At 62.4% G+C, this 23,097-nt stretch carries 23 protein-coding genes; 7 read left to right on the top strand and 16 right to left on the bottom strand.

Annotated features, from left to right (window positions below):
- Nucleotide 1: 1 nt before the first annotated feature.
- On the bottom strand, nt 2–607 hold the full coding sequence (locus tag IEV82_RS07010) for a gamma-glutamyl kinase (protein WP_188481275.1): 606 nt from the start codon (nt 605–607) through the stop codon (nt 2–4).
- Between the two features lie 181 nt (nt 608–788).
- Between IEV82_RS07010 and recA the strand changes: the two genes are divergently transcribed.
- The 3 genes from recA to IEV82_RS06995 all read left to right on the top strand — a co-directional run bounded on the left by recA (nt 789) and on the right by IEV82_RS06995 (nt 5,029).
- Nucleotides 789–1,868 carry a recombinase RecA gene (gene recA / locus IEV82_RS07005; RefSeq protein WP_188481274.1) on the top strand — a complete coding sequence of 360 codons (1,080 nt, stop codon included), beginning with the start codon at nt 789–791 and terminating at the stop codon, nt 1,866–1,868.
- Between the two features lie 194 nt (nt 1,869–2,062).
- Nucleotides 2,063–4,738, top strand: coding sequence for an alanine--tRNA ligase (alaS, locus tag IEV82_RS07000; RefSeq protein WP_188481273.1), 2,676 nt, complete (start codon nt 2,063–2,065; stop codon nt 4,736–4,738).
- Between the two features lie 3 nt (nt 4,739–4,741).
- Nucleotides 4,742–5,029 carry a DUF1330 domain-containing protein gene (locus IEV82_RS06995; RefSeq protein ID WP_188481272.1) on the top strand — a complete coding sequence of 96 codons (288 nt, stop codon included), beginning with the start codon at nt 4,742–4,744 and terminating at the stop codon, nt 5,027–5,029.
- Between the two features lie 89 nt (nt 5,030–5,118).
- Here the strand turns inward: IEV82_RS06995 and typA are convergent, their stop codons facing one another.
- A complete protein-coding gene (gene typA, locus IEV82_RS06990; protein ID WP_188481271.1) occupies nt 5,119–6,939 on the bottom strand; it encodes a translational GTPase TypA in 1,821 nt (606 codons plus the stop codon).
- 326 nt (nt 6,940–7,265) lie between these two features.
- Between typA and IEV82_RS06985 the strand changes: the two genes are divergently transcribed.
- Nucleotides 7,266–7,847 (top strand): outer membrane protein, encoded by a 582-nt coding sequence (locus tag IEV82_RS06985; RefSeq protein ID WP_188481270.1) that lies wholly within the window; start codon nt 7,266–7,268, stop codon nt 7,845–7,847.
- Nucleotides 7,848–7,918: 71 nt separating this feature from the next.
- On the opposite strand, the gene IEV82_RS06980 is transcribed toward IEV82_RS06985, so the two are convergent.
- The 8 genes from IEV82_RS06980 to IEV82_RS06945 form a co-directional block, all read right to left on the bottom strand.
- Entirely contained in the window at nt 7,919–8,248 is a 330-nt protein-coding gene (locus IEV82_RS06980; protein WP_188481269.1) for a DMT family transporter, read from the bottom strand.
- 151 nt (nt 8,249–8,399) lie between these two features.
- Nucleotides 8,400–9,935: a trimethylamine methyltransferase family protein gene (locus IEV82_RS06975; protein WP_188481268.1), complete on the bottom strand. Its 1,536-nt coding sequence runs from the start codon at nt 9,933–9,935 to the stop codon at nt 8,400–8,402.
- Nucleotides 9,936–10,175: 240 nt separating this feature from the next.
- A complete protein-coding gene (locus tag IEV82_RS06970; RefSeq protein ID WP_188481267.1) occupies nt 10,176–10,796 on the bottom strand; it encodes a YitT family protein in 621 nt (206 codons plus the stop codon).
- Nucleotides 10,797–10,859: 63 nt separating this feature from the next.
- Complete coding sequence (locus IEV82_RS06965) at nt 10,860–12,074, bottom strand: NADP-dependent isocitrate dehydrogenase (protein ID WP_188481266.1); 1,215 nt, start codon at nt 12,072–12,074, stop codon at nt 10,860–10,862.
- A 31-nt stretch (nt 12,075–12,105) separates the two neighbouring features.
- Entirely contained in the window at nt 12,106–13,332 is a 1,227-nt protein-coding gene (locus tag IEV82_RS06960; RefSeq protein WP_229747703.1) for a multidrug effflux MFS transporter, read from the bottom strand.
- A 69-nt stretch (nt 13,333–13,401) separates the two neighbouring features.
- Nucleotides 13,402–13,776 carry a potassium channel family protein gene (locus tag IEV82_RS06955; RefSeq protein ID WP_188481265.1) on the bottom strand — a complete coding sequence of 125 codons (375 nt, stop codon included), beginning with the start codon at nt 13,774–13,776 and terminating at the stop codon, nt 13,402–13,404.
- On the bottom strand, nt 13,773–14,420 hold the full coding sequence (locus tag IEV82_RS06950; protein ID WP_188481264.1) for a DsbA family oxidoreductase: 648 nt from the start codon (nt 14,418–14,420) through the stop codon (nt 13,773–13,775). Before IEV82_RS06950 ends, IEV82_RS06955 begins: the two co-directional genes overlap by 4 nt.
- Before the next feature lie 63 nt (nt 14,421–14,483).
- Nucleotides 14,484–15,992: a class I adenylate-forming enzyme family protein gene (locus IEV82_RS06945; RefSeq protein WP_188481263.1), complete on the bottom strand. Its 1,509-nt coding sequence runs from the start codon at nt 15,990–15,992 to the stop codon at nt 14,484–14,486.
- Nucleotides 15,993–16,070: 78 nt separating this feature from the next.
- On the opposite strand from IEV82_RS06945, the gene IEV82_RS06940 reads away from it, so the two are divergent.
- Nucleotides 16,071–16,691: a helix-turn-helix domain-containing protein gene (locus tag IEV82_RS06940; RefSeq protein WP_188481262.1), complete on the top strand. Its 621-nt coding sequence runs from the start codon at nt 16,071–16,073 to the stop codon at nt 16,689–16,691.
- 10 nt (nt 16,692–16,701) lie between these two features.
- Here IEV82_RS06940 and IEV82_RS06935 read toward each other — a convergent pair whose 3' ends face one another.
- From IEV82_RS06935 to IEV82_RS06925, 3 genes are all read right to left on the bottom strand, one after another.
- Entirely contained in the window at nt 16,702–16,935 is a 234-nt protein-coding gene (locus tag IEV82_RS06935; protein ID WP_188481261.1) for a hypothetical protein, read from the bottom strand.
- A gap of 110 nt (nt 16,936–17,045) precedes the next feature.
- Nucleotides 17,046–17,162 carry an entericidin EcnA/B family protein gene (locus IEV82_RS06930; protein WP_188481260.1) on the bottom strand — a complete coding sequence of 39 codons (117 nt, stop codon included), beginning with the start codon at nt 17,160–17,162 and terminating at the stop codon, nt 17,046–17,048.
- 3 nt (nt 17,163–17,165) lie between these two features.
- A complete protein-coding gene (locus IEV82_RS06925; protein WP_188481259.1) occupies nt 17,166–18,983 on the bottom strand; it encodes an extracellular solute-binding protein in 1,818 nt (605 codons plus the stop codon).
- A 414-nt stretch (nt 18,984–19,397) separates the two neighbouring features.
- On the opposite strand from IEV82_RS06925, the gene IEV82_RS06920 reads away from it, so the two are divergent.
- A complete protein-coding gene (locus tag IEV82_RS06920) occupies nt 19,398–20,171 on the top strand; it encodes a 3-hydroxybutyrate dehydrogenase (protein WP_188481258.1) in 774 nt (257 codons plus the stop codon).
- A gap of 88 nt (nt 20,172–20,259) precedes the next feature.
- Nucleotides 20,260–21,291, top strand: coding sequence for a patatin-like phospholipase family protein (locus IEV82_RS06915; protein ID WP_188481257.1), 1,032 nt, complete (start codon nt 20,260–20,262; stop codon nt 21,289–21,291).
- Here the strand turns inward: IEV82_RS06915 and IEV82_RS23890 are convergent.
- The 3 genes from IEV82_RS23890 to IEV82_RS06905 all read right to left on the bottom strand — a co-directional run bounded on the left by IEV82_RS23890 (nt 21,275) and on the right by IEV82_RS06905 (nt 23,097).
- Nucleotides 21,275–21,397: a hypothetical protein gene (locus IEV82_RS23890; RefSeq protein WP_268236109.1), complete on the bottom strand. Its 123-nt coding sequence runs from the start codon at nt 21,395–21,397 to the stop codon at nt 21,275–21,277. The genes IEV82_RS06915 and IEV82_RS23890 overlap by 17 nt on opposite strands.
- 19 nt (nt 21,398–21,416) lie before the next feature.
- The gene (locus IEV82_RS06910; RefSeq protein WP_188481256.1) at nt 21,417–22,097 is read right to left on the bottom strand and encodes a DUF502 domain-containing protein; all 681 of its coding nucleotides are present in this window, start codon (nt 22,095–22,097) and stop codon (nt 21,417–21,419) included.
- An 82-nt stretch (nt 22,098–22,179) separates the two neighbouring features.
- Complete coding sequence (locus IEV82_RS06905) at nt 22,180–23,097, bottom strand: pseudouridine-5'-phosphate glycosidase (protein ID WP_188481255.1); 918 nt, start codon at nt 23,095–23,097, stop codon at nt 22,180–22,182.

Genomic DNA, 23,097 nt, shown 5'->3' with positions numbered 1-23,097 from the left:
ATCAACCGCCCCGCACCGGGATCGATTCCCACAACGCAAACTCGGCTGCCCGCGCCTTGCGCACCCGTACCTTGACTTCGGGAGAGGCCTCAAGCGACAGCCGAGGCGAAACATTCGCGTTGGGGATTTCGGGCAGATCGCCCAGCCGGTCAGTCAGAAAAGCACGCAACCCGGCCTGATCCTCGTAGCGAAAGAAATGCGTGACGACGGTGCCATTCGGCCGCGCCTCCACGAATTTTGCCTGGTTGCCGACATTGGCAAAGGCAGAAGGGGTGTCTTCGCAGGCAGCTGTAAGAAACGCATCAAAACTGAGTCCCCGTGTCGAAGTCGCACGGCCCTGCAGCGCCGGGCGCTGGCGGTAGCGATACCAGCTTCCCAGCCAGTCCAGCGGTTCGCGGATCACCGCGACCAATTCCATGTCGGGTGCGCCCATTTTCTCGAACATCGGGCGGAAGAAGCGGTTGTAGCGATAGACCGGCGCGTGTTTAAGTTCGGGGGGATCGGTTACCACCATCGACGCAAGTGGACCCAGCGCCTGCGTATAGGCATGCGTTCCGGTTTTGGGCACCGACAAGAGCACCAGCCGTGCGTTCCAAAACACCATCATGCGCGCCGCTCCGATCCCATTTTCGGTTTCATAAACCACTCCTTAACCAAAGCGCGCAACAGTGCTTGTGAAAATAAACGTTGAAATGTTCGCGTTTTGGTCTCATAAGACATGAGAACAAGAGGCGAACAAAAGCAGTAATTGCCGCCCCGGACGGGGTGTGGAATAAGGATCGAAAGCAATGGCAACGGCAGATCTTCTCACCATGGACAGCAAGCGGGACGCGAACAAACAAAAAGCCCTCGATTCGGCGCTTGCGCAGATCGAACGCCAGTTCGGCAAGGGCTCGATCATGAAGCTGGGTGGCGACAACTTCATGCGCGACATTGAATCGACGTCGACCGGATCGTTGGGTCTGGATATCGCGCTTGGCATTGGTGGCCTGCCCAAGGGCCGGATCATCGAGATTTATGGCCCCGAAAGCTCGGGCAAGACCACCCTCACGCTGCATTCGGTGGCCGAGGAACAGAAAAAGGGCGGCGTCTGCGCCTTTGTGGACGCCGAACATGCGCTTGACCCGCAATACGCCAAGAAACTGGGCGTCGATCTGAACGAATTGCTGATCTCGCAGCCCGACACCGGCGAACAGGCGCTTGAGATCGTCGACACTCTGGTGCGCTCTGGCGCGGTCAGCCTTGTGGTTATCGACTCGGTTGCGGCGCTGACGCCGAAATCCGAGCTTGAAGGCGACATGGGTGACAGCAGCGTCGGCGTACACGCCCGCCTGATGAGCCAGGCGATGCGCAAGCTGACCAGCTCGATCTCGCGGTCGAACTGCATGGTGATCTTCATCAACCAGATCCGCATGAAGATCGGCGTGATGTTCGGCAGCCCTGAAACCACGACGGGTGGCAATGCTCTCAAGTTCTACAGCTCTGTGCGCCTCGACATCCGCCGCATCGGCGCGATCAAGGACCGCGACGAGGTGGTCGGCAACGCAACCCGCGTCAAGGTGGTCAAGAACAAGGTCGCGCCGCCGTTCAAGCAGGTGGAATTCGACATCATGTATGGCGAAGGCATATCGAAGACAGGCGAATTGATCGATCTTGGCGTCAAGGCGGGCGTGGTCGAGAAATCCGGTGCCTGGTATTCCTACGGAGATGAACGGATCGGGCAGGGGCGTGAAAACGCCAAGACCTTCCTCAAGGAAAACACTGCGATGGCGCTCGAGATCGAAGACAAGATCCGCGCAGCACATGGGTTGGAATTCGACATGTCGTCTTCGGATGACGACGCGAGCGATAACATCATCGACTCGTAAGGCACGCCGACGGCGACTGACGAAACGGCCCGGGTTCAGACATGACGCCCAAAATACCTCGGACAGGGTGGCGAATGCGCCACCCTGTTTCCGTTTCCGGGTGACCTCTGCTGTGGACAGCCCCTCTGGCAAGGGCTATTTCAGGCCGAACCGGAAATGCCCGGACCCCGAATACCTTGCAGGTCAGGTCACACATGCCCACGCTGAACGATATCCGCTCCACCTTTCTGAGCTACTTTGAGAAACAGGGACATGAGGTCGTCGCCTCGAGCCCGCTTGTGCCGCGCAACGATCCGACACTGATGTTCGCCAACTCGGGCATGGTGCAGTTCAAGAACCTGTTCACGGGCGTCGAACACCGCGATTACAAGCGCGCGACCACGGCGCAGAAATGCGTGCGCGCCGGCGGCAAGCACAATGACCTCGACAATGTGGGCTATACCGCGCGCCACCACACGTTCTTTGAAATGCTGGGCAATTTCAGTTTTGGCGATTATTTCAAAGAAGAGGCGATCCCGTTTGCCTGGGAATTGATCACCAAGCAGTTCGGCATTCCCGCGGAGCGTCTCTACGTCACGATCTACCACACCGACGACGAGGCGTTCGAGATCTGGAAAAAGGTCGGCGTGCCGGAAAGCCGGATCATCCGCATCGCGACCTCCGACAATTTCTGGCAGATGGGGCCGACCGGTCCCTGTGGCCCCTGCACCGAGATTTTCTACGATCACGGGGATCACATCTGGGGTGGCCCTCCGGGCAGCCCAGATGAAGACGGCGACCGATTCATCGAGATCTGGAACATCGTCTTCATGCAGAACGAACAGTTCGAGGACGGCTCCATGCGGGCGCTGGACATGCAGTCGATCGACACCGGCATGGGGCTGGAGCGGATCGGCGCACTGTTGCAGGGAAGCCACGACAATTATGCAACGGACACGATGCGCGCTTTGATCGAAGCGTCGGCGGATGTGACCTCGTCCGATCCCGATGGGCCGGGCAAGACGCATCACCGGGTGATCGCGGATCACTTGCGCTCGACCTCGTTCCTGATCGCGGATGGTGTGATGCCGAGCAATGACGGGCGCGGCTACGTGCTGCGCCGCATCATGCGCCGGGCGATGCGGCATGCGCATCTGCTGGGCTCGCAGGATCCGGTCATGCACCGTCTGGTGCCTGCGCTGGTGCGCCAGATGGGTGCGGCCTATCCGGAATTGTCGCGCGCGCAGGCGCTGATCGAAGAGACACTGCGGCTCGAGGAGACGCGCTTCAAGCAGACGCTGGATCGCGGGCTCAAGCTGCTGGACGAGGAACTGTCCGGGCTGGCCGAAAACACGCCTCTGCCGGGGGAAGCGGCGTTCAAGCTGTATGACACCTATGGCTTCCCGCTCGACCTGACGCAGGACGCGCTGCGCGAAAAGGGCCGGACGGTGGACACTGACGGGTTCAATGCGGCGATGGCGGAACAGAAGGCCAAGGCGCGTGCGGCATGGTCGGGCACGGGGGAGTCGGCGGATCTGGCGATCTGGTTCGATCTGGCCGAAAGCCACGGCGCCACGGATTTCCTGGGTTATGACACCGAAACTGCCGAGGGCCAGATGCTCGGGCTGATCAAGGATGGCGCTGTGGTCGACGCGCTGGCGGCTGGTGAGTCTGGCTGGATCGTGCTGAACCAGACGCCGTTCTATGGCGAATCCGGCGGTCAGGTGGGCGACACCGGCTGGTTGCGGCGGCTGGAGAACGAGGACGATCAAGCCAAGGTGACCGACACCCAGCGCATGGCGGGCGGCAAGGTTTTCGCGCATCACGTCACGATCACGCAGGGCACGTTCAAAAAAGGCGAGGCGGTTCAGCTTGAGGTGAATCACTCGCGTCGGACGTCGATCCGGGCGAACCATTCTGCCACGCACCTTCTGCACGAAGCGTTGCGCCGCGCGCTTGGCGATCACGTCGCACAGCGCGGGTCGCTCAATGCACCGGATCGGCTGCGGTTCGATTTCAGCCATGGCAAGGCGCTGTCGCGGGACGAATTGCGGCAGGTCGAGGCCGAGGTGAACGCCTATATCCGCCAGAACGCACCCGTCGAGACTCGGATCATGACGCCGGATGACGCCCGCGACCTTGGCGCGCAGGCTCTGTTCGGCGAGAAATACGGCGACGAGGTGCGGGTGGTGTCGATGGGCACGCAATCCGGCTCGGGCAAGGGCACGGATGGCACCACCTATTCGCTCGAACTGTGCGGTGGCACCCATGTGCGGCGCACCGGCGATATCGGCGTCTTCGTCACGCTGGGTGATTCCGCGTCCAGCGCGGGTGTGCGACGGATCGAGGCGCTGACCGGGGCGGAGGCGTTCCGTTACCTGTCAGAGCAGGATCACCGTCTGGCCGAGGTGGCGCTGGAGCTCAAGGCGCAGGCCACGGATGTGCCGTCGCGGGTGCGCGCACTGCTCGACGAACGCAAGGCACTGTCGAACGAAGTGGCGCAGTTGCGCCGCGAGTTGGCCATGGCTGGTGGATCGGGCCAAGGCGGCGGTGCCGAGGCGCGCGAGATCAATGGCGTGAAGTTCATCGCACAGGTGCTCACGGGCGTGTCGGGCAAGGACCTGCCGCCGCTGATCGACGAGCACAAGCAGCGCATCGGTTCGGGCGCGGTTCTGTTGATAGCGGATACGGGCGACAAGGCGGCTGTGGCGGCGGGTGTGACATCGGATCTGACGGGCACCATTTCCGCAGTTGATCTGGTCAAAGCTGCTGTGACAGAATTGGGTGGCAAGGGCGGCGGTGGTCGTCCGGACATGGCGCAGGGCGGGGGGGCTTCGGCAAGCAATGCCGAGGCCGCGATCAAGGCCGCCGAAGCCGTTTTGGGAGGATAGACCATGCCTGCACTCTGGATCGCCCATGTCACGGTGACCGACCCCGACGCCTATGCCAAATATGCCGAACTTGCGGGACCGGCGATTTCCAAACATGGCGGGCAGTTCATTGCCCGTGGCGGCCGTTACGTGCAGCTTGAGGGGCAGGAACGGCCGCGCAATGTGGTGGCGAGGTTCCCGTCGATCGAGGACGCCGAGGCCTGCTACAACAGCCCCGAATACCAGCGCGCGCTGGACCATGCGCGCGGCGCGTCCGAGCGCGAATTGCTGATCGTCGAAACGACCGAATAACGAAAAGCGGCGCAGACCTTTCGGTATGCGCCGCTCATCAAGTCCGTGCAGGCTTTCTTCGCGATGAAGCCCGTGAGGGCTGAAAAGCGTCAGAGCGTCTTTGACATCCGCTTGCGTTCATGCGGATCGAGGTAACGCTTGCGCAGACGGATCGAGTTCGGCGTCACCTCGACCAGTTCGTCATCGTTGATATAGGCAATCGCCTCTTCCAGCGAGAGCGTGATCGGGGTGGTCAGGCGCACCGCGTCATCGGTGCCCGAGGCGCGCACGTTTGTCAGTTTCTTGCCCTTGAGCGGATTCACCTCGAGATCGTTTTCGCGGCTGTGTTCGCCGATGATCATGCCGGTATAGATCGCCTCCTGGGCACCGATGAACATGCGGCCCCGCTCTTCGAGGTTCCAGAGCGCGTAGGCCACGGACACACCGTTTTCCATCGAGATCAGCACACCGGCGCGGCGACCAGGAATCGGCCCCTTGTGGGGTGTCCAGCCGTGGAACACGCGGTTCAGAACGCCCGTTCCGCGCGTGTCGGTCAGGAATTCACCATGGTAGCCGATCAGGCCGCGCGACGGGACATGGGCGATGATGCGGGTCTTGCCGACACCGGCGGGACGCATTTCGACCAGTTCACCCTTGCGCGCGCCAGTCAGCTTTTCGATCACGGCGCCGGAATATTCGTCATCCACGTCGATCGTGGCTTCCTCGACGGGCTCCAGCATCTTGCCGTTCTCGTCTTCCTTCAGGATGACACGGGGGCGCGAGATCGACAGCTCGAAACCTTCGCGGCGCATGTTCTCGATCAGGACGCCCATCTGGAGTTCGCCGCGACCCGACACCTCGAAAGCCTCGCCGCCGGGGGTGTCCTTGATCTTGATGGCGACGTTGGATTCCGCCTCTTTCATCAAGCGGTCACGGATCACGCGGGATTGCACCTTCTTGCCGTCACGACCTGCCAGCGGGCTGTCGTTGATGCCGAAGGTCACGGTGATGGTGGGCGGGTCGATGGGTTGCGCCTTGAGCGGCACGTCAACCGCCAGCGCGCAGATCGTGTCGGCCACCGTGGCCTTGGACATGCCCGCGATGCTGACGATGTCGCCGGCCAACGCTTCGTCGATGTCCTGCGGACCAAGGCCGCGGAAGGCCTGGATCTTGGAGACGCGGAACTGTTCGATCTTCTGACCGACGCGGCTCAGAGCCTGCACGGTGGCGCCGACCTTGAGACGACCGGTCTCGACGCGGCCCGTCAGGATGCGGCCCACAAAGGGATCCGCGCCCAGCGTGGTGGCCAGCATGCTGAAATCTTCGTCCTGGTGCTTGATCTGCCTGGGGGCAGGGACGTGGTCGACAATCAGCTTGAACAGCGCGTCAAGGTTCTTGCGCGGCCCTTCCAGCGTGGTGTCCGCCCAGCCAGACCGGCCCGAGGCGTACATGTGCGGGAAATCGAGCTGGTCCTCGTTGGCACCGAGATTGGCGAAGAGGTCAAAACATTCGTCCAGCGCGCGGTCCGGTTCCGCGTCGGACTTGTCGACCTTGTTGAGCACGACGATGGGGCGCAGACCGAGGGCCAGCGCCTTGGAGGTCACGAACTTGGTCTGCGGCATCGGGCCTTCGGCGGCGTCCACCAGCAGGACAACACCGTCCACCATCGACAGGATGCGCTCCACCTCGCCGCCGAAATCGGCGTGGCCGGGCGTGTCGACGATGTTGATGCGCGTGCCTTTCCATTCCACCGACGTGGCCTTGGCCAGGATGGTGATGCCGCGTTCGCGTTCAAGGTCGTTGCTGTCCATCGCGCGTTCCGCGACGGCCTGGTTGGCACGGAACGCGCCGGATTGTTTCAGAAGTTCGTCCACGAGCGTCGTCTTGCCGTGGTCGACGTGGGCGATGATCGCAATGTTGCGAAGGTCCATGAATCTTTGTCTCGTACAGGGAAGAGTTGGCCGGGGGTTACTAGGCCCGGTCCCGGAACGCCAGCAAAAAAGCCCGGGTACTAGGGTGTGGCGGATAGGACACCACATCCACCTCACGCGCGCGTGACAGGGAACCGGCGATAAAGCACTGATGCCACGTGGCCTTTTGGGCGGGCTTCGGCCTGAAATCGGTCGGACTGATCAGTGTTAGGACATTTGCATTGAAACCGGTGCATGGGTTCCGACGTTCCTCATACAGGATGCAGGGTGCAGGTGTGCCCTGATGTCCCGAGGCAAGAACAACTTGAGAGAAAGGAAATCTTCTCATGAAAAACGTACTTCTTGGAGCAGCACTTCTTGGTGTCGGTGCCACCGCAACATTTGCGGGCAGCGCAGATCCGGCCCCATCGGAACCGGTGATCATGCAACCGGTCAGCGTCGCTCCGACCGGAATGGATGGCGACTGGACCGGTGCCTATGGCGGCCTGAGCTTTGGCAACCTGTCGGCAGACGCAGGCAATTTCGACGACAGCGAAGGCATCTACGGCGTCTATGGCGGCTACGACTATGACTTCGGTTCGTTCGTCCTGGGTGGCGAGCTTGACTACCAGACGGGTGAAGACATCAACCTGGGCGGGATCGAAGTCGATGACATCTTCCGCGCCAAGCTGCGCGGTGGCTACGACCTCGGTCGGACCCTGGTCTACGGCACCGTCGGTGCGGCACAGTTGGGCACCAATATCGGAGACGACACCGGCATCGTCGGTGGTGTGGGCATCGAATACAAGGTGACCGAACAGTTCACCGTGGGTGGCGAATACCTCGCGCACCAGTTCAATGACTTCGACGACACGGGCGTGGACGTCTATGCCGACACAGTGTCGCTGCGCGGCAGCTTCCGGTTCTGACCTCCTGAACCTTTCGTAAGGCACGAAACGCGCATCGGTCCCTCTGGTGCGCGTTTTTTTGTGCGCGGCGTTCAGTGTGTTGCGGTGTTCGAGAAGAGGTTGATCACCAAGATGCCCGCCATGATCATGCCGATGCCGAGGATTGCCGGCCAGTCGAGCCGCTGACCGAAGACCGCAAAGCCGATGATGGCGATGAAGACGATCCCCATGCCCGACCACATCGCATAGGCGATGCCCACCGGGAACGTCTTGAGCGCGATCGCGAGCAGGTAGAACGCCGCACCATAGGCCACCACCACGATGATCGAGGGCAGGGGGCGGCTGAATTGCTGGCTGGCCTGAAGCGCGGTCGTGCCGATGGTTTCCGCCAGAACGGCGAACATGAGGACAAGATAGGGCATGGCGATCTCCTTGAGAATGCGGGCTTGATGGCGCATCCCGGCGCGCGGGACCAGACCCGTCGTCCTTTTGAGCGTGTCTGCGACGTTTTGGGGGGCCAGCCCCCCAAACCCCCCGGAGGTATTTGGAACAAGAAGAAGATCAGGTGTGGCGTCAGTGCAGGTGAATGTTGAACCGGCTTCGGATCGCCGCGTCGACATCCGGCGCAAAGCGGGCGCGTGCGGGTTTCGACAGGATCATCTCCTTGCGCTGCGTCGCTGTGTCGACAAGGATCGGCTTGCCCTGTTCGACCCATTCCTTGGGCGAGGCGCGGTTGCCCACCACCGGGTAGACGTAATCCCGCTGCATCCGGTTCAGCGTGTCGTCGCTGCCCAGATAATGCCCCGGCCCGCCGATACAGGTGGCGCGCATGACCTCGAGGCTCAGATCGTCGTCGGTGACCTCGATGCCGCGCACGCAGCGCAGCGCCTGACCGATCAGGTCGTCGCCAAGGATCAGGCTCTCGTGGCAGAACCCCAGAAGCGAGGCATGCATGCCCGCCGCCTCATAGACCATGTTCAGACCGGACAGCCCCGCCATGACGTTGGAGCACATCTGTTCCCAGCCCGCCTGCATGTCCGGCAGTTTGGCGTCGGCAATGCCTGCCGCAGCACCGCCGCAGAGGCCATAGTACCGGTGCATCTGCGCGCAGCCTGCCGTAAGCAGCGCCTGTTCGCCCGAACCGCCGGACATGGCACCGGTGCGCAGGTCAGACACGAAGGGCCATGTGCCGAAGATGCAGGGGTGGCCCGGCGCCATCGCGTTGACATAAACCACACCCGCCAGACATTCCGCCACGGCCTGAACGATGGCGCCTGCGATCGACGCAGGCGCGGTTGCCCCGGCCTGACCCGCGCTGAGCAGCAGCACGGGCATGCCGCCACGCACGCAGGCTTCCATGACCTCGCAGGATTCGGTGGCGAATTTCATCGGCGGGACGACAAAGCAGTTCGAGTTCGACACGAAGGGGCGCGCGCGCCATGCGTCCTCTCCGCCCGCGATCAGGTGCAACAGCTCGAACGCGTCAGGCACGAACGAGGGTTCCGTGAAGGACACGCCCACATGTTTGAAGGTGCCGGCGCAGCAGGCGTAGATCGTGTTCAGGTCCATCTCGCGGTTGTCGAGAATGTCGCGCGCCACCATCGGGCGCTGCAGGAAATGGATGTTCTCGAGCTGGTCCGCGATGCGCGCGGCATCGTGCAGATCCTGCACCGTGCTTTCGCGGTAATGGCCGGTATCCACATCGACCATGTGCACCGCCGCACCTGCCGTGCCGTAATGCACACGGGTGCCCGACAGGTCGAGGTCATAGAGCGGATCGCGGCCACAAAGCGTGACGGACCTATTGGCGAGGACCAGCATGTCCTCGACCAGCGCGCGGGGAAAGCGGATGCGGCCGTCGTCGCCAAGAATGGCGCCCGCGTCGGTCATGATCCTGATGCCCGAGGCAGGGGCTTCGGAGAGGCCGATCTCTTCGAGCGCGGTGAGTGCCGCGTTGTGGATGCGGTCGAGATCCGCCACGTCCAGAGGTTGATAGCGCCCACCGGACATGCCGGGGCGGATCGGGCGGAGGTTGTCGGCCAGAGGATTGGCACGCGCTTCACGGCGGGCGGCACGGCCACCGGCACGACGGGGGGAGAGATCGGTCATCGGGATACTCTTTGACAAAAAGGGGGGATGTGAAGGCTTGGGTCAGGCCCGATCAGGGCCGCCCGCGCGCCGCGCGTCCCCGCCGCGCGCCTATGGTGCGCAGCACCAGTGCCAAGGCGGATCTGTCACCGCGCATCTACATCTCCGTATTGCTACGATGACGCTGCCTTCAACGATGCGGGCAATCTGCGCCAATTGCGACAATGTGTCGTTTTTGGCAATTTGTTCGGAAAAGCGGGGTCAGGAGCGCGCGACGTAGCGGTCGCGGCGGTGATTGATCGTTATGATCATGTTCAGGATCACCGCGCCCAATAGCGACCAGATCACGACGTCGATCGGCAAGACCCAGAAGGCCAGAGCAAAGACCACAAGGTCGAAGGCAAGCTGCGTGTTGCCCGCCTTGATGCCGCGCGCGTCCTGCAGCCAGAGCGCCACGACACCCACGCCGCCCAGCGTCGCCCCGTGCCGGAAGAGCGAGATCAACCCGACCCCGGCAAGGATGCCACCCAGCACTGCGCCAAGCGCCGGATGCACCATCTCGACATTCAGGATCAGGGGGAGTGTGTCCGAAATCAGTGACATAAGCGCCACGGCGGCAAAGGTCTTGAGGGTGAACACCCAGCCGAGTTGCCGAACCGCCACAATGTAGAAGGGCAGGTTGAGCACGAAGAAGATCGCGCCGAACGACCAGTCGGACATGTAACTGCCGAGCAACGCCAGACCGGCGATCTGCCCCGTCATCAGGTTTGCCGAGGACAGGACATGCACCGCCAACGCGACCAGAGTTGCGCCGACCAAGATGCCCTGGGCGTCCTCGAACGGAGTGTGGCGGTCGGATTGGGGTGTGCTGAGCAGAAACATAGGTCAGCAACTATGACATATAGCGACCATGTCAAGTCGTCACCCGCGACGAGCGATCCGGCTTTACCCCGTCAAGGCCGCATTCAACCGCTCATCCAGCTTTTCGAGAAAGCCCATGGTGGTGAGCCAGCTTTGCTGCGGCCCGACCAAGAGCGCGAGATCCTTGGTCATGAAACCGGCCTCAACCGTTTCCACCACGACCCGTTCCAAGGTTTCGGCAAAGGCGCGCAGGCTGATGTTCTGGTCCAGCTTGGCCCGGTGCTTGAGCGCGCCGGTCCAGGCGTAGATCGACGCGATGGAGTTTGTGGAGGTTTCCTCACCCGCCTGATGCTGGCGGTAATGCCGCGTGACGGTGCCGTGGGCGGCCTCGGCCTCGACGATCTTGCCATCCGGCGTCATCAGGATCGACGACATCATGCCCAGCGACCCGAACCCCTGCGCCACGGTGTCGGACTGGACGTCGCCATCGTAGTTCTTGCAGGCCCAGACAAACCCGCCCGACCATTTGAGCGCGGAGGCGACCATGTCGTCGATCAGGCGGTGCTGGTATTCGATGCCCTTGGCCTCGAAGGCCTCGCGGAATTCGGTGTCGTAGATGTGTTGGAAGATCTCCATGAACCGGCCGTCATATTGCTTGAGGATCGTGTTCTTGGTGGACAGGTAGACCGGCCAGCCGATGTTGAGCCCGTAGTTGAACGAGGCCCGCGCGAAATCGGTGATCGAATCGTCGAGGTTGTACATCCCCATGAACACGCCGGAAGACGGCGCGTCGTAGACATCGCGTGCGATCACCGTGCCGTCTTGGCCCACGAATTTCATCGTCAGCTTGCCCGCGCCGGGGAATTTGAAATCGGTGGCCTTGTACTGGTCCCCGAATGCATGTCGGCCCACCACGATGGGTTTGGTCCAGCCGGGCACGAGGCGCGGCACGTTGCGACACAGGATCGGCTGGCGGAAGATCACGCCGCCCAGGATGTTGCGGATCGTGCCGTTCGGGCTGCGCCACATCTGCTTCAGGCCGAATTCCTTTACCCGGCCTTCGTCGGGAGTGATGGTCGCGCATTTGACGGCGACGCCGACTTCCTTGGTCTTTTCGGCAGCGTCGATGGTGATCTGGTCGTCGGTGCGGTCCCGCTCCTCGATCCCCAGATCGTAGTAGAGCAGGTCTATGTCGAGATAGGGCAAGATCAGCTTTTTCTTGATGAAATCCCAGATGATCCGGGTCATTTCATCACCGTCCATTTCGACAATGGGGTTATCGACTTTGATCTTCGACATTGGAGGGGTCCTTTACCTTTGTCGGGTCAATTCATTGGGCGGGCGAAAGTTGCGCATCTGCCTGCATCATCAGCCGCATCAGCCAGAGCGCAAGCGTGGCTTCGAGGAAAATCGCGGCAGCCAGCGGGATCGGCGTGCCATCGAACATCAGCCCGACCGGGATCGCAAGGGTGACACCGACAACCGTGGCCACCGACCCGATCACGCTCGCCGCCATGCCCGCGATATGGCCCATCGGTTCCTGCGCAATGGCCGCCAGATTGCCCAGCGTCATGCCGGCCTGGAAAAACACCGTGATCTGCCAGACCACGAAACAGCCAAAAAAGACCGTGTCCGAGAGATGACCGGCCATCGCGGCATAGCCGGCCAGGATCATCAGCGCGGAAAAGCCGACCTGCGCGATCAGCATGGCGCGCACGAGGAACATCATGCCCAGCCGCATCACGAGGTTGGCGTTCAGAAAGCCGGAACTGCCCGCAACCACAGCCACGACGCCGAACCAGATCGCGAAGGTGTCGGCGCGACCGAAGGTGATGTCGTAGATCTGCTGCACGCTCGACAGCATGGAAAAGAGCATGGCGAAACACAGCCCCTGCACGGCAATGGACAGGCGCACCACCGGATGTACGAACATCTCGGCCACCGCCGCGCGCAGTGCGTGCAGGCGGAACGGGCGGCGGCGTTCGGGGGGAAGGGTTTCGGGCAGGCGCAGACCCAGCCAGAGCGCGGAGATCACCGAGAACCCCATGAAGCCGTAGAACACCGCGCGCCAGCTGTAGGCGTCGATCACGAAGGACCCCAGAAGCGGTGCGATGGCGGGCACCAGCGTGAAGATGATCATGATGAAGGACACGATCTGCGCCATGCCACGCCCCATGTAAAGGTCGCGCACCACCGCCATCGCCACCACGCGCGGCCCGGCTGCACCGACCCCCTGGAACACCCGCGCGATCAGCAGCACTTCGAGCGATTGCGCCTTGGACGCGATGAAGGCGCAGATGGTATAGAGCACGGCACCCCAGAGCATGACCGGCTTGCGCCCGAACGTGTCCGACAGCGGCCCGGTCAGGAACGTGCCGAGCCCCATCCCCAGCACGAAACTTGTCAGGATCAGCTGTGCCTTGTTGATGTCATCGGGGGTCAGTTCCTGCGCGATTTGCGGCAGGGCAGGCAGCATCGCATCGATCGACAGTGCAACGGTTGCAGCCAGCATGGCCATCAAAGCAATGAATTCGGTGCGCGGCATCGCGTTCGGCATGAAGATGTCCCGGATTTATACGCCTAGCCCTTAGCAGCAACGACATGCAGAGAACAGACCTCGTCTCCCTCAGGGGGTGCCGGACCCGGGGTGAGAGGAGTCCGCCGGATCCTCGTCCGCATTGGCGCTTTTGCCGTGTGAGCCCAATCGACCGATGAGCCATTCGGTGTGCTCGGCGCGTTTGCCCATCGCGAACAGGCCGAATTGCTGGATCGCCACGACGAAGACCCCCAGCCCCACGAAGATGAAGATCGTGGTGCCGATCTTGCCCATCGCGGTTGCGGGCACGAGGTTGCCATATCCCACGGTGGACAGGGTCACGACGGTGAAGAAATAGGCATCCAGCCAGCTCCAGCCCTCGGCCCAGCGAAAGAACACCGTGCCCGATGCGATGATCAGGACCAGAGTGAGGACCAGCGTCGCGAGTCGGAGCGCCGTGCTCATGCGTCTTGCGCGGCACCTTGCCGGGCAAGGTCGTCCATCACCTGCAGCCAAAGCTCGGTCGGTTGCGCGCCGGGCACGGCATGCTGACTGGCGACGATGAAGGTGGGCACGGAGCTCACCCCCATGCCGCGCGCCGCCGCATCACGGTCGACGATGTCGCGCCGGTCTTCGTCGGTGGCCAGCAAGCGCAGCACGACGCTGGCATCCATGCCACAGCTGTCGGCGATATCGGCCAGAACATCGGCATCCCCGATATCGCGCCCTTCGACGAAATAGGCGGTGAACATCGCGTCCACGACCGCGTTCTGGTGACCTTCGATCCCGGCCCAGTGGATCAGCCGGTGTGCGTCCAGCGTATTCGGTGTCTTTTCAATGCCTTCAAAGTTGATCTTCAACCCGGCCTTTTCCGCATTCTCGACCACGGGCGCATAGGCCTTGACCGCTGCATCCTTGCCACCGAACTTGGTTTCAAGATAGCCGCGCCGGTCCATGCCGCCTTTGGGCATGTCGGGATTGAGCTGGAACGGATGCCAGGTGATCAGGAACGGATGATCGGGGCGCTGTTCAAGCGCGCGATCCAGATGCGTCTTGCCGATATAGCACCAGGGGCAGATCGGGTCGGACATGATGTCGAGCTTGACCATGTGTCACTCCTTTCAAGTCATTTCCTTGCCGTTTACCAGATCCGGCGCACAATGATAAGGCAGCTAGACCGGGGTTTGGTCTGGCAGGGCGCGTCGCAACAGCTTGTTGTTGGCGTTGCGCGGCAGCGACGCGATGCGTCGGTACAGGCGCGGTTGCTTGTAGCGGGCAAGGCGGGTGGCGGCAAAGGCGTTCAGCAAGTCCTCGTCGAGCGGGTGATCCGCGACGTAATAGGCGGCGATGATGCGTGTGTCGGGTTTGATCTCGATATCCGTGACACCGACCTCGTGAATGTCGGGATACTGCATCAGCGCGGCTTCGACTTCGAGAGGGCTGACGCGGAACCCGCCTGCATTCATCATGTCATCCGCGCGGCCGTGGTAGAGAATGCCTTTGCTTTCCGTCATTTCTCCCATGTCGCCGGTCAGGAACCAGTCGCCTTGATAGCGCGCTTCGGTCGCTTCGGGTTGGTTCAGGTAGCCGAGCATCAGGCCGGGGTCGCTGCGGTGCACGGCGATGATGCCGGGAGTGCCGATTGGAACGGGGGTGGTGTCGCCGACGATGGCGATGTGCCGACCGGGTTGCGGCCAGCCGAGGCTTTCCGGCGGCAGGTCTGGCGCGCCGGGAGCGCTTGAGATGAAGGTGGAGCATTCGGACATGCCGAAGGCTTCGTAAACGCGGGTGCCGGTGGCCGTTTGCCATGCGTCGCGGACCGATGCGGGCAGTTTCTCGCCCGCAGACAGGCCGTGACGCAGCTTGGGCAGGTTCAGCCCAGCTGACTTGAGGATGTTTCGGTAAACCCCGGGTGCTGCGGCAAAAATCGTCGCCTCATGCCGTTTGAGCAGAAGCGGAATCTGCGCGTGTTCGACGCCTTGTGCAGGGATCAACGCGGTGGCACCCCGCGTCCACGGATCAAGCAGCCCGGTGCCCAGCGTATAGGTCCAGTTGAACGCGCCCGCATGCATCAGGCGGTCCTGTTCGGTCAGCCCGTACCAGCCCTCCATCATCATGCCCCGCGCCCAGATGGCGCGGTGGGCATGGCAGACGGCGCGCGGCGTGCCGGATGTGCCGGAGGTGAAGATGATATAGGCCAGCCGGTCGGGGTCACCCAGATCATAGGCTGCGGCGGGCAGAGCGTACCAATCGGACATCCGGTTCGTACGGATCACACGCCGCGTGTCGGGGCAGGCGGTGATGCCGTCATGCAGCATCGCCGCCGGGTCGGTCATGTCGATCAACACCTGAACCTCGGGCAGGGTCAGTTGCGAGGATGTGGGAATGGGCACGATGCCGACGGCGATGGCGGCCAGATAGGCCACGGGAAATTCGACCGAATTGCCAACACGCATCAGCAGTCGGTCACCCGGTTTCAGCCCGCTGTCCAGCAGCCCGGTGGCACAGCCAAGGATGGCGCTGCGCAGGCGGTCATAGCTCCAGCGTTGGGCGCCTGTGGGTTTGACCACGGCCAGCGCGATCTTGTCCGGCACGCGGTCGGCGGCGGCCAGAACATGGGCGGCAAGGTTGAAATCCTGCGGGCAGGGCGGCCACGGGCCAGCATCGAAGACAGAGCTCATGGCACAGCCCTAGGGCGCAATCGGCAGCACCGCAAGCGCAGGTTGCCGGTGGATCGGGCTGCGACTATAGAGGCGTTCATGACCGATGATCCAAAGAACCTGATCCGCATCGCGCGCGACGGCGGCACCCATGACCAGCCCGAGCCGCTGAACCTTGGCGAGCGCGTGCGCGACCTGCGCAAGGCGCGCAACTGGACGCTGGAACAGGCGGCCCAGCAGGCGGGTCTGGCGCGGTCCACCCTGTCGAAAATCGAGAACGGGCAGATGTCGCCCACATATGATGCGCTGAAAAAGCTGGCGACCGGGTTGCAGATCAGCGTGCCGCAATTGTTCACTCCGCCGCAGCGCGAAAAGGTGAACGGGCGGATGGTGGTGACCGTCAACGGGCAGGGTCAGCATCATGCCACAACCACCTATGAACACGAGCTTTTGGCCGAAACCCTGACCAAGAAGCAGATGTTGCCGTACCGCGCACGGGTGCGGGCGCGCTCTGCCGAGGAGTTCGACGGCTGGGTGCGCCATGACGGCGAGGAATTCCTGTATGTGCTGACCGGGGTGATCCGGCTCTATACCGAGTTCTATGAACCGGTCGAGATGCGGCGCGGCGACAGCGCCTATTACGATGCCACGATGGGGCATAACGTGATTTCAATCTCGGATGACGATGCAAGCATCCTGTGGGTCACGTCGCTGAACTGAGCAACGCGGGTCAATGCAGGCGGATCGGTTCGGTCTGACGGGCCAGCGTTGCGATGAACAGCCAATCCGCCAGTTCTTCGCGGGCTTCGAGCGGCGTCAGGTCGTGTTTGGCGGCCAGGCGGCGTGCAAGGCTCGTGATGCTGTCGGGCGGAAACGGCAGGGCATCACAATCCAGCAGTGGAAAGCGGGTTTCCAGACGCGCCTGCGCCACGGGCCAGTTCTGGGCAATGTCGATCCATGTCATCCGACGCTCCTCCAAACGTCCCTCGCGGACCGGAGGATGACACAGGATCTCGGAATCGCCAAGCGAAGACGTTCGGCCCGGTCTGCCCGCCGCAATGCACCTGTGCCGTGTCAGAACCAGCCTTGCACGGTGCGCGACGTGGTCGAGATGTCCTGACCGATCCCGTCAACGGTGGCGCAGGCGCTGAGCGCGCCTGCAACCATGATCATCAGAGCCCATGTGCGCATGGATCACTCCTCGTCCCACCACCAGACATCAGGCTGCCAGCCGATCCAGTCCCCATAGATCGGGATTGCTTCGGGATATTTCAGCTGTTTCGCGTGGGCGATCCGGCTGATGTTCCACTGGTAGATCGGGATCACGTAGCGTCCGGTGGTCAGCACCCGGTCCAGCGCGCGGGTGGCGGCGATGAAGTCATCGCGGGATTGCGAATTCAGGATCTCGTCGATCATCGCCTCGGCGGCAGGCGAACACATGCCCATCCAGTTGCGCGTGCCGGGCGCCTCGACGCCCTCACACCCCCAATAGAGCTTTTGTTCGTTGCCGGGGCTCAGCGACATGCCCCAGCGGTTGAAGCTCATGTCGAAATCGTAATTGGTGGTGCGTTCCTTGAACTGCGCGCTGTCGGTCGTCGTGATCGTCGGCGTGATGCCGACCCGTTCCAGCGACTGGGTGTAGAGGTCGATGATGGACTGCTCTTCGCTGCTGCCCTGTTGCAGCAGGATCTCGAAGGTGAAGGGTGCGCCATCTGGGCCAACCATCTTGCCGTCGGCGATGGTGTAGCCCGCCTCCTCCATCAGGTCGATGGCGGCGCGGATGTTGCCGCGGTTGCGTTCGGTCCCGTCCGACACGGGCAGGGCATAGCCGTCCAGCGCGCCGGGCAGCAGCTCTGACGCGAAGGGTTCCAGCAGATCACGCACGCGGCCCTCTGCCGGGCCGTCCGCCATGCCCAGAACCGAGTTCGAGAAGTACGAGCTGATGCGCGGCTGCTTCGAGCCGGTCATGGTTTCGTTGATGAATTCAAAATTGAACGCATGCATCATGGCATCACGCACGCGCCAGTCCTTGAACACGTCGCGGCGGGTGTTCATCACGAAGCCGGTCATGCCCGACGGGCGTTCATGCGGGATCACCGATTTGACGACATCGCCGCTGTCGATGGCCGGGAAATCATACTGCGTGTCCCATTTCTCGACGTTGAATTCACGGCTGGAATTCAGCGCGCCGGCCTTGAACGCCTCGAACATGGCGGTGCCGTCGCCGTAGAATTCCATGCGGATTTCATCCAGGTTGGCCTGACCGCGCATGAAGTTGACGTTCTGGCCCCAGTAATCGGGGTTGCGCTTGAGGCTGACAAAACGGCCCGCCTCGTAATCGTCGATCATGTACGGAGCCGTGGTGATCGGCACCTCGTCGATGCCGGAGGCGGCGAAATCCTTGCCCTCCCACTGGGCCTTTTTCAGGATCGGGCGCATGCCGATCAGCAGCGCCATTTCCGGGTCCACCTCGTTGAAGGTGAAGCGGATGGAACGCGGGCCGGTCTGTTCCATCGACGCGATCTTGTTCCAAGCGCCGTGGTAGCGCGGGTGCCCGATGGTGCCGAGGGTTTCGTAGGACCACATCACGTCCTCGACGGTGAGCGGCGTGCCATCCGAGAACGCGGCCTCTTCGCGCAGGACGAATTCGACCCAGTCGCGATTCTCTCCAACCTCGATTGATTCGGCCAGAAGCCCGTAAAGCGAGAACGGCTCGTCCCAATTCCGGCCCATCAGGCTTTCATAGGCGAGGAACCGAAGTTGCCAGGGCGTGGAGCCTTTGGCGATATGCGGGTTGAGGCTGTCGAAGCCACCAACCTCGCCGGTGACGATGCGCCCGCCCTTGGGGGCGTCGGGATTGGCATAGGGCAGGGACACAAAATCAGGTGGAAGTGCGGGGTCACCATACATAGCTATGCCGTGTTGCGGGTCCGCAGCGCCCGGATGCGCGCCAAGCGCGAGCGCCAGTGCAGCAATGCCGATCCCGCGTTTCAGGAATAAAACCGTTCTCATTTTAGCAACATACCCTGTCTGCTCTTGTTTTGTTGACCACAAACCTAATGGGGCTTTCGTGGCTTTTCAAACTTTTAGCTTGGATCACGGTGAAAGAATGCCTATAAAGGGATCACTGCTCGATAGGTTTCTTGCCTGTATGAAACCTGCCTCAATAACTTAACCCCGGCTTCGTGCCGGGGTTTTTTTGTGCGCAGAAACTCGGCAAGACTGGCCCATACCCGTGTGAATCAAGGCCATGACGCGGGTTCCTGTCGGGGTGGCGCGGGGCCTGTCGCATCGGAATTGTGGGTCAGGCGACTCGATTCGTCCGGCGACCGATTCTTGCGAACCTGCTCCCTCTTCTTCTTTGTATTATGCACGCGCAGCATGTAGCATTCTGCGCAAGCGAAAAGACCATAAAGAGGAGCGATCATGTCGCTGAAGGGAAAAACCGCCGTCATCACCGGATCGAACTCGGGCATCGGCCTAGGCGTGGCGCACGAATTGGCGCGCGCCGGTGCGGATGTGGTGATCAACTCGTTCACCGACCGGGACGAGGATCACGCGCTGGCCAGAGAGATCGCCAAGGAACATGGAGTCACGGTGCGCTACATCCAGGCGGACATGTCCAAGCCCGACCAGTGCCGTGCGCTGATCGAACAGGCGGGCGCCTGCGACATCCTCGTGAACAACGCGGGCATCCAGCATGTTGCGCCAGTGGATGAATTCCCGATCGAAAAATGGGACGCGATCATCGCGATCAACATGTCGTCTTCGTTTCACACCATCGCCGCTGCATTGCCGATGATGCGCAAGGCCGGGTGGGGCCGGATCGTGAATATCGCCTCCGGGCACGGGCTGCGCGCATCCCCATTCAAGGCGGCCTATGTCACGGCCAAGCACGGCGTTCTGGGGCTGACCAAGACCGTGGGTCTTGAAACCGCCAAGGAACCGATCACCTGTAACGCCGTCTGTCCGGGATATGTGCTGACCCCGCTGGTGGAGGCGCAGATTCCCGATACGGCCAAGCAATACGGGATTTCCGAAGACGAAGCTGTCGAAAAGGTCATCCTGGCCAAGCAACCGTCCAAGGAATTCGTGACGGTGAAACAGCTTGCCGGAACGGTGTTGTTCCTGTGCAGCGACGCGGCGGATCAGATCACCGGGACATCCCTGGCCGTGGATGGCGGCTGGACGGCTGCCTGAGCGCTGACTCTTGGCTGAATTCGGGAACGAGGGGCCAGCCCCTCGCGCTCCCCGAGATATTGTTGAACCAGAGAAGCAGGAAACCGGCATGATCAGGATTAATCTTGCGCTACAGGGCGGCGGGGCGCATGGCGCGTTCACCTGGGGTGTGCTGGACCGGCTGCTTCAGGAAGACGACATCGAGATCGCGGCGATTTCCGGCACCTCGGCCGGGGCGCTGAACGGGGCGGCGCTCAAGGCGGGTTGGCTCTTGGGCGGGCGCGACGGGGCGCGGGAAAACCTCGACTGGCTCTGGACACAGGTGGCGCGGCTCGATGACATGGCGGTGCCGCTCTGGATGCAGGCCTGGTTGCCGACGCCCGCTGCCATCAGCAAAAGCATCGAGTATTCGCCGCTGTTCCAACTCAGCGATACGGTCAGCCGGATGATGTCGCCCTATGCCTGGGGGCCGCTTTACGAGAACCCGCTGGAAAAGATCGTCGACCAGTTCGATTTCGGCCGGGTCTGCGCCAATGAAGGGCCGCAGCTTTTTGTCTGCGCCACGCAGGTGCGCGACGGCAAGGTGCGGATCTTCGAAGGCGACGCGATCACCACGCAAAGCATCCTCGCCTCGGCCTGCCTGCCCACGCTGTTTCAGGCGGTCAAGGTCACGGATCCGGAGACTGGCATCGTAGAGGCGTTCTGGGATGGCGGCTATACCGGCAACCCGGCGCTGTTTCCTCTGTTCCATGCGGAGCTGCCGGATGACGTGGTGATCGTGAACATCAACCCGCTCGTGCGCGACACGATCCCCGTGATGCCGAACGAGATCCAGAACCGGATCAACGAGATCAGCTTCAACTCGTCCTTGCTGCGGGAATTGCGGGCCATCGAATTCGTGCAGCGTCTCATTTCGGCAGGCAAGATGCAGGAGGGCGTGATGAAAAACGTCCTCGTGCACATGATCGCCGATGATGCGCTGATGAACGATCTGTCTGTGGCGACGAAGCTGGTGCCGGTGCCCTCGGTAATCGCCACGCTGAAAGAGGCTGGCCGCCGCGCCACAGGGGAGTTCCTTGCCCATCACAAGGCAGACCTGGGGAAACGGCAGACGGCCGATCTTGTCAGAATGTTTGGCTGAGCCAGACCATGTACCCGGCATAGACCAGCAGGAACGCGGCCCCGGTGGCGCGGCTGATCTGCGCGCGCCGTTGGGTTGAGTTGTCCGGCGGAAAGAGCCGCTTCAAGAGCGGCCCGCCGGATAATTTACGCGGCCTTGGCAGGCTGGGTCGGGTCCTTGGCATTGGGATAGACAAGCCCCGCCGAGATCACCAGTTTCGCCGCATCCTCGATGTTCATGTCGAGTTCGATCACGTCTTCCTCGGGGAAATACAGCAGGAATCCCGAGGTCGGGTTGGGCGTGGTCGGCACGAAGACCGACATCAGCCGGCCCATGGTTTCCGCCTTATCCGCAATCTCGCCCCGCGCCTCGGTCGAGATGAAGCCGATGGCCCAGATTCCCTTGCGTGGGTACTGGATCAGGCAGGCCTTTTCGAAGTTCCGTTCGGACTGGGCAAAGATCGTTTCGGCGATCTGTTTCACGCCGCTGTAGATCGACCGGACCACCGGCATGCGTTCGACAAGGCTTTCGGCGAACCGGATCAGCGAGCGCCCGATCAGCCCCTTGGCGACCCAGCCGACAAAGATCGTGAACACCAGAAAGATCATGACCCCGATGCCGCGCAGATTGATGCCGATATATTGCTCGGGATTGAAGCGTGTGGGCACGAGCGGCAGCACGAACCCGTCGATCCAGCCCATGATCGTCCAGATCAGCCAGATCGTCAGGGCGACGGGGGCGATCACCACGATCCCCGTCAGGAAGCTTGATCGCAGACCGGTGATGAAACCGGGTTTGCGCCGCTCTGGCTCGAATGGGGTGGTCATGCTGTGTCCGTCGCTTGTTCCGCGAAAATCTAGGCGGTCCGGCGCGGGTCTACAATGGGGCTGCGGCGCAAGAGACTGAATTTCAACGCAGCAACGTCATTTCCTGTGCGATTTGCGCGCCCAGCAGGGCATTGTTGAGCACAAGCGCGATATTGGCGTCCAGTGACCGGCCCTCGGTCAGCTCAAAAATGCGCTGCAGCAGGTAGGGCGTCAGCGCCTTGCCGGTGATGCCATGTGCCTCGGCATCCTGCGTGGCGCGGGCGATGATGGGGTGAATCTCGGCATGGGGGATCTCGGCCTCGGCGGGAATCGGGTTGGCGATCAGCTGACCGCCGGGCAGGCCAAGCGCGGCCCGCATCTGGTGGGCGCGGGCGATCTCTGCGGGGCTGTCGGCACGCAGCGGGGCCTTGAGCGTCGATCCGCGCGACCAGAAGGCGGGCAGGGTGTCCTGGCCATAGGCGATGACCGGCACGCCAAGGGTTTCAAGCACTTCCAGCGTCTTGGGCAGATCGAGAATGGCCTTGGCCCCGGCAGCCACAACCGTGACGGGGGTCTGTGACAATTCCTGAAGATCGGCGGAGATGTCAAAGCTCTGGTCCGCGCCACGATGCACGCCGCCGATGCCGCCGGTGGCAAAGACCTCGATCCCTGCAAGATGCGCGGCGATCATTGTCGCCGCCACGGTGGTCGCGCCAGTGCCGCCTCGTGCCATGCAGACCGCCATGTCGGCGCGGCTGAGCTTGGCGACATGCTTGGCCTGAGCCAATGCCTCCAACTGGTCCGCGCCCAGGCCGACGCAGAGGCGCCCGTCGATCACCGCGATGGTGGCGGGCTCCGCACCTGCGTCGCGCACCGTCGCCTCGATCGCGCGGGCGGTTTCGAGGTTCTGCGGCCATGGCATGCCGTGCGTGATGATCGTCGATTCCAGCGCGACGACGGGCCTGCCCGCCTTGAGCGCGGATTGAACGGCGGGGGAGATATCGAGGGGCAGGGTGGTCAT

This window comes from Marivita lacus (assembly GCF_014637725.1).
Lineage (GTDB): Bacteria > Pseudomonadota > Alphaproteobacteria > Rhodobacterales > Rhodobacteraceae > Marivita > Marivita lacus.
The sequence above is the reverse complement of the archived record's forward strand: the minus strand, read 5'-3'. Positions and strand labels throughout refer to the sequence as shown.

Coding starts and splice junctions, on each gene's coding strand:
- IEV82_RS07010 (WP_188481275.1), bottom strand. CDS start 607: ATGATGGTGTTTTGGAACGCACGGCTGGTGCTCTTGTCGGTGCCCAAA.
- recA (WP_188481274.1), top strand. CDS start 789: ATGGCAACGGCAGATCTTCTCACCATGGACAGCAAGCGGGACGCGAAC.
- alaS (WP_188481273.1), top strand. CDS start 2,063: ATGCCCACGCTGAACGATATCCGCTCCACCTTTCTGAGCTACTTTGAG.
- IEV82_RS06995 (WP_188481272.1), top strand. CDS start 4,742: ATGCCTGCACTCTGGATCGCCCATGTCACGGTGACCGACCCCGACGCC.
- typA (WP_188481271.1), bottom strand. CDS start 6,939: ATGGACCTTCGCAACATTGCGATCATCGCCCACGTCGACCACGGCAAG.
- IEV82_RS06985 (WP_188481270.1), top strand. CDS start 7,266: ATGAAAAACGTACTTCTTGGAGCAGCACTTCTTGGTGTCGGTGCCACC.
- IEV82_RS06980 (WP_188481269.1), bottom strand. CDS start 8,248: ATGCCCTATCTTGTCCTCATGTTCGCCGTTCTGGCGGAAACCATCGGC.
- IEV82_RS06975 (WP_188481268.1), bottom strand. CDS start 9,935: ATGACCGATCTCTCCCCCCGTCGTGCCGGTGGCCGTGCCGCCCGCCGT.
- IEV82_RS06970 (WP_188481267.1), bottom strand. CDS start 10,796: ATGTTTCTGCTCAGCACACCCCAATCCGACCGCCACACTCCGTTCGAG.
- IEV82_RS06965 (WP_188481266.1), bottom strand. CDS start 12,074: ATGTCGAAGATCAAAGTCGATAACCCCATTGTCGAAATGGACGGTGAT.
- IEV82_RS06960 (WP_229747703.1), bottom strand. CDS start 13,332: ATGCCGAACGCGATGCCGCGCACCGAATTCATTGCTTTGATGGCCATG.
- IEV82_RS06955 (WP_188481265.1), bottom strand. CDS start 13,776: ATGAGCACGGCGCTCCGACTCGCGACGCTGGTCCTCACTCTGGTCCTG.
- IEV82_RS06950 (WP_188481264.1), bottom strand. CDS start 14,420: ATGGTCAAGCTCGACATCATGTCCGACCCGATCTGCCCCTGGTGCTAT.
- IEV82_RS06945 (WP_188481263.1), bottom strand. CDS start 15,992: ATGAGCTCTGTCTTCGATGCTGGCCCGTGGCCGCCCTGCCCGCAGGAT.
- IEV82_RS06940 (WP_188481262.1), top strand. CDS start 16,071: ATGACCGATGATCCAAAGAACCTGATCCGCATCGCGCGCGACGGCGGC.
- IEV82_RS06935 (WP_188481261.1), bottom strand. CDS start 16,935: ATGACATGGATCGACATTGCCCAGAACTGGCCCGTGGCGCAGGCGCGT.
- IEV82_RS06930 (WP_188481260.1), bottom strand. CDS start 17,162: ATGCGCACATGGGCTCTGATGATCATGGTTGCAGGCGCGCTCAGCGCC.
- IEV82_RS06925 (WP_188481259.1), bottom strand. CDS start 18,983: ATGAGAACGGTTTTATTCCTGAAACGCGGGATCGGCATTGCTGCACTG.
- IEV82_RS06920 (WP_188481258.1), top strand. CDS start 19,398: ATGTCGCTGAAGGGAAAAACCGCCGTCATCACCGGATCGAACTCGGGC.
- IEV82_RS06915 (WP_188481257.1), top strand. CDS start 20,260: ATGATCAGGATTAATCTTGCGCTACAGGGCGGCGGGGCGCATGGCGCG.
- IEV82_RS06910 (WP_188481256.1), bottom strand. CDS start 22,097: ATGACCACCCCATTCGAGCCAGAGCGGCGCAAACCCGGTTTCATCACC.
- IEV82_RS06905 (WP_188481255.1), bottom strand. CDS start 23,097: ATGACCACCCTGCCCCTCGATATCTCCCCCGCCGTTCAATCCGCGCTC.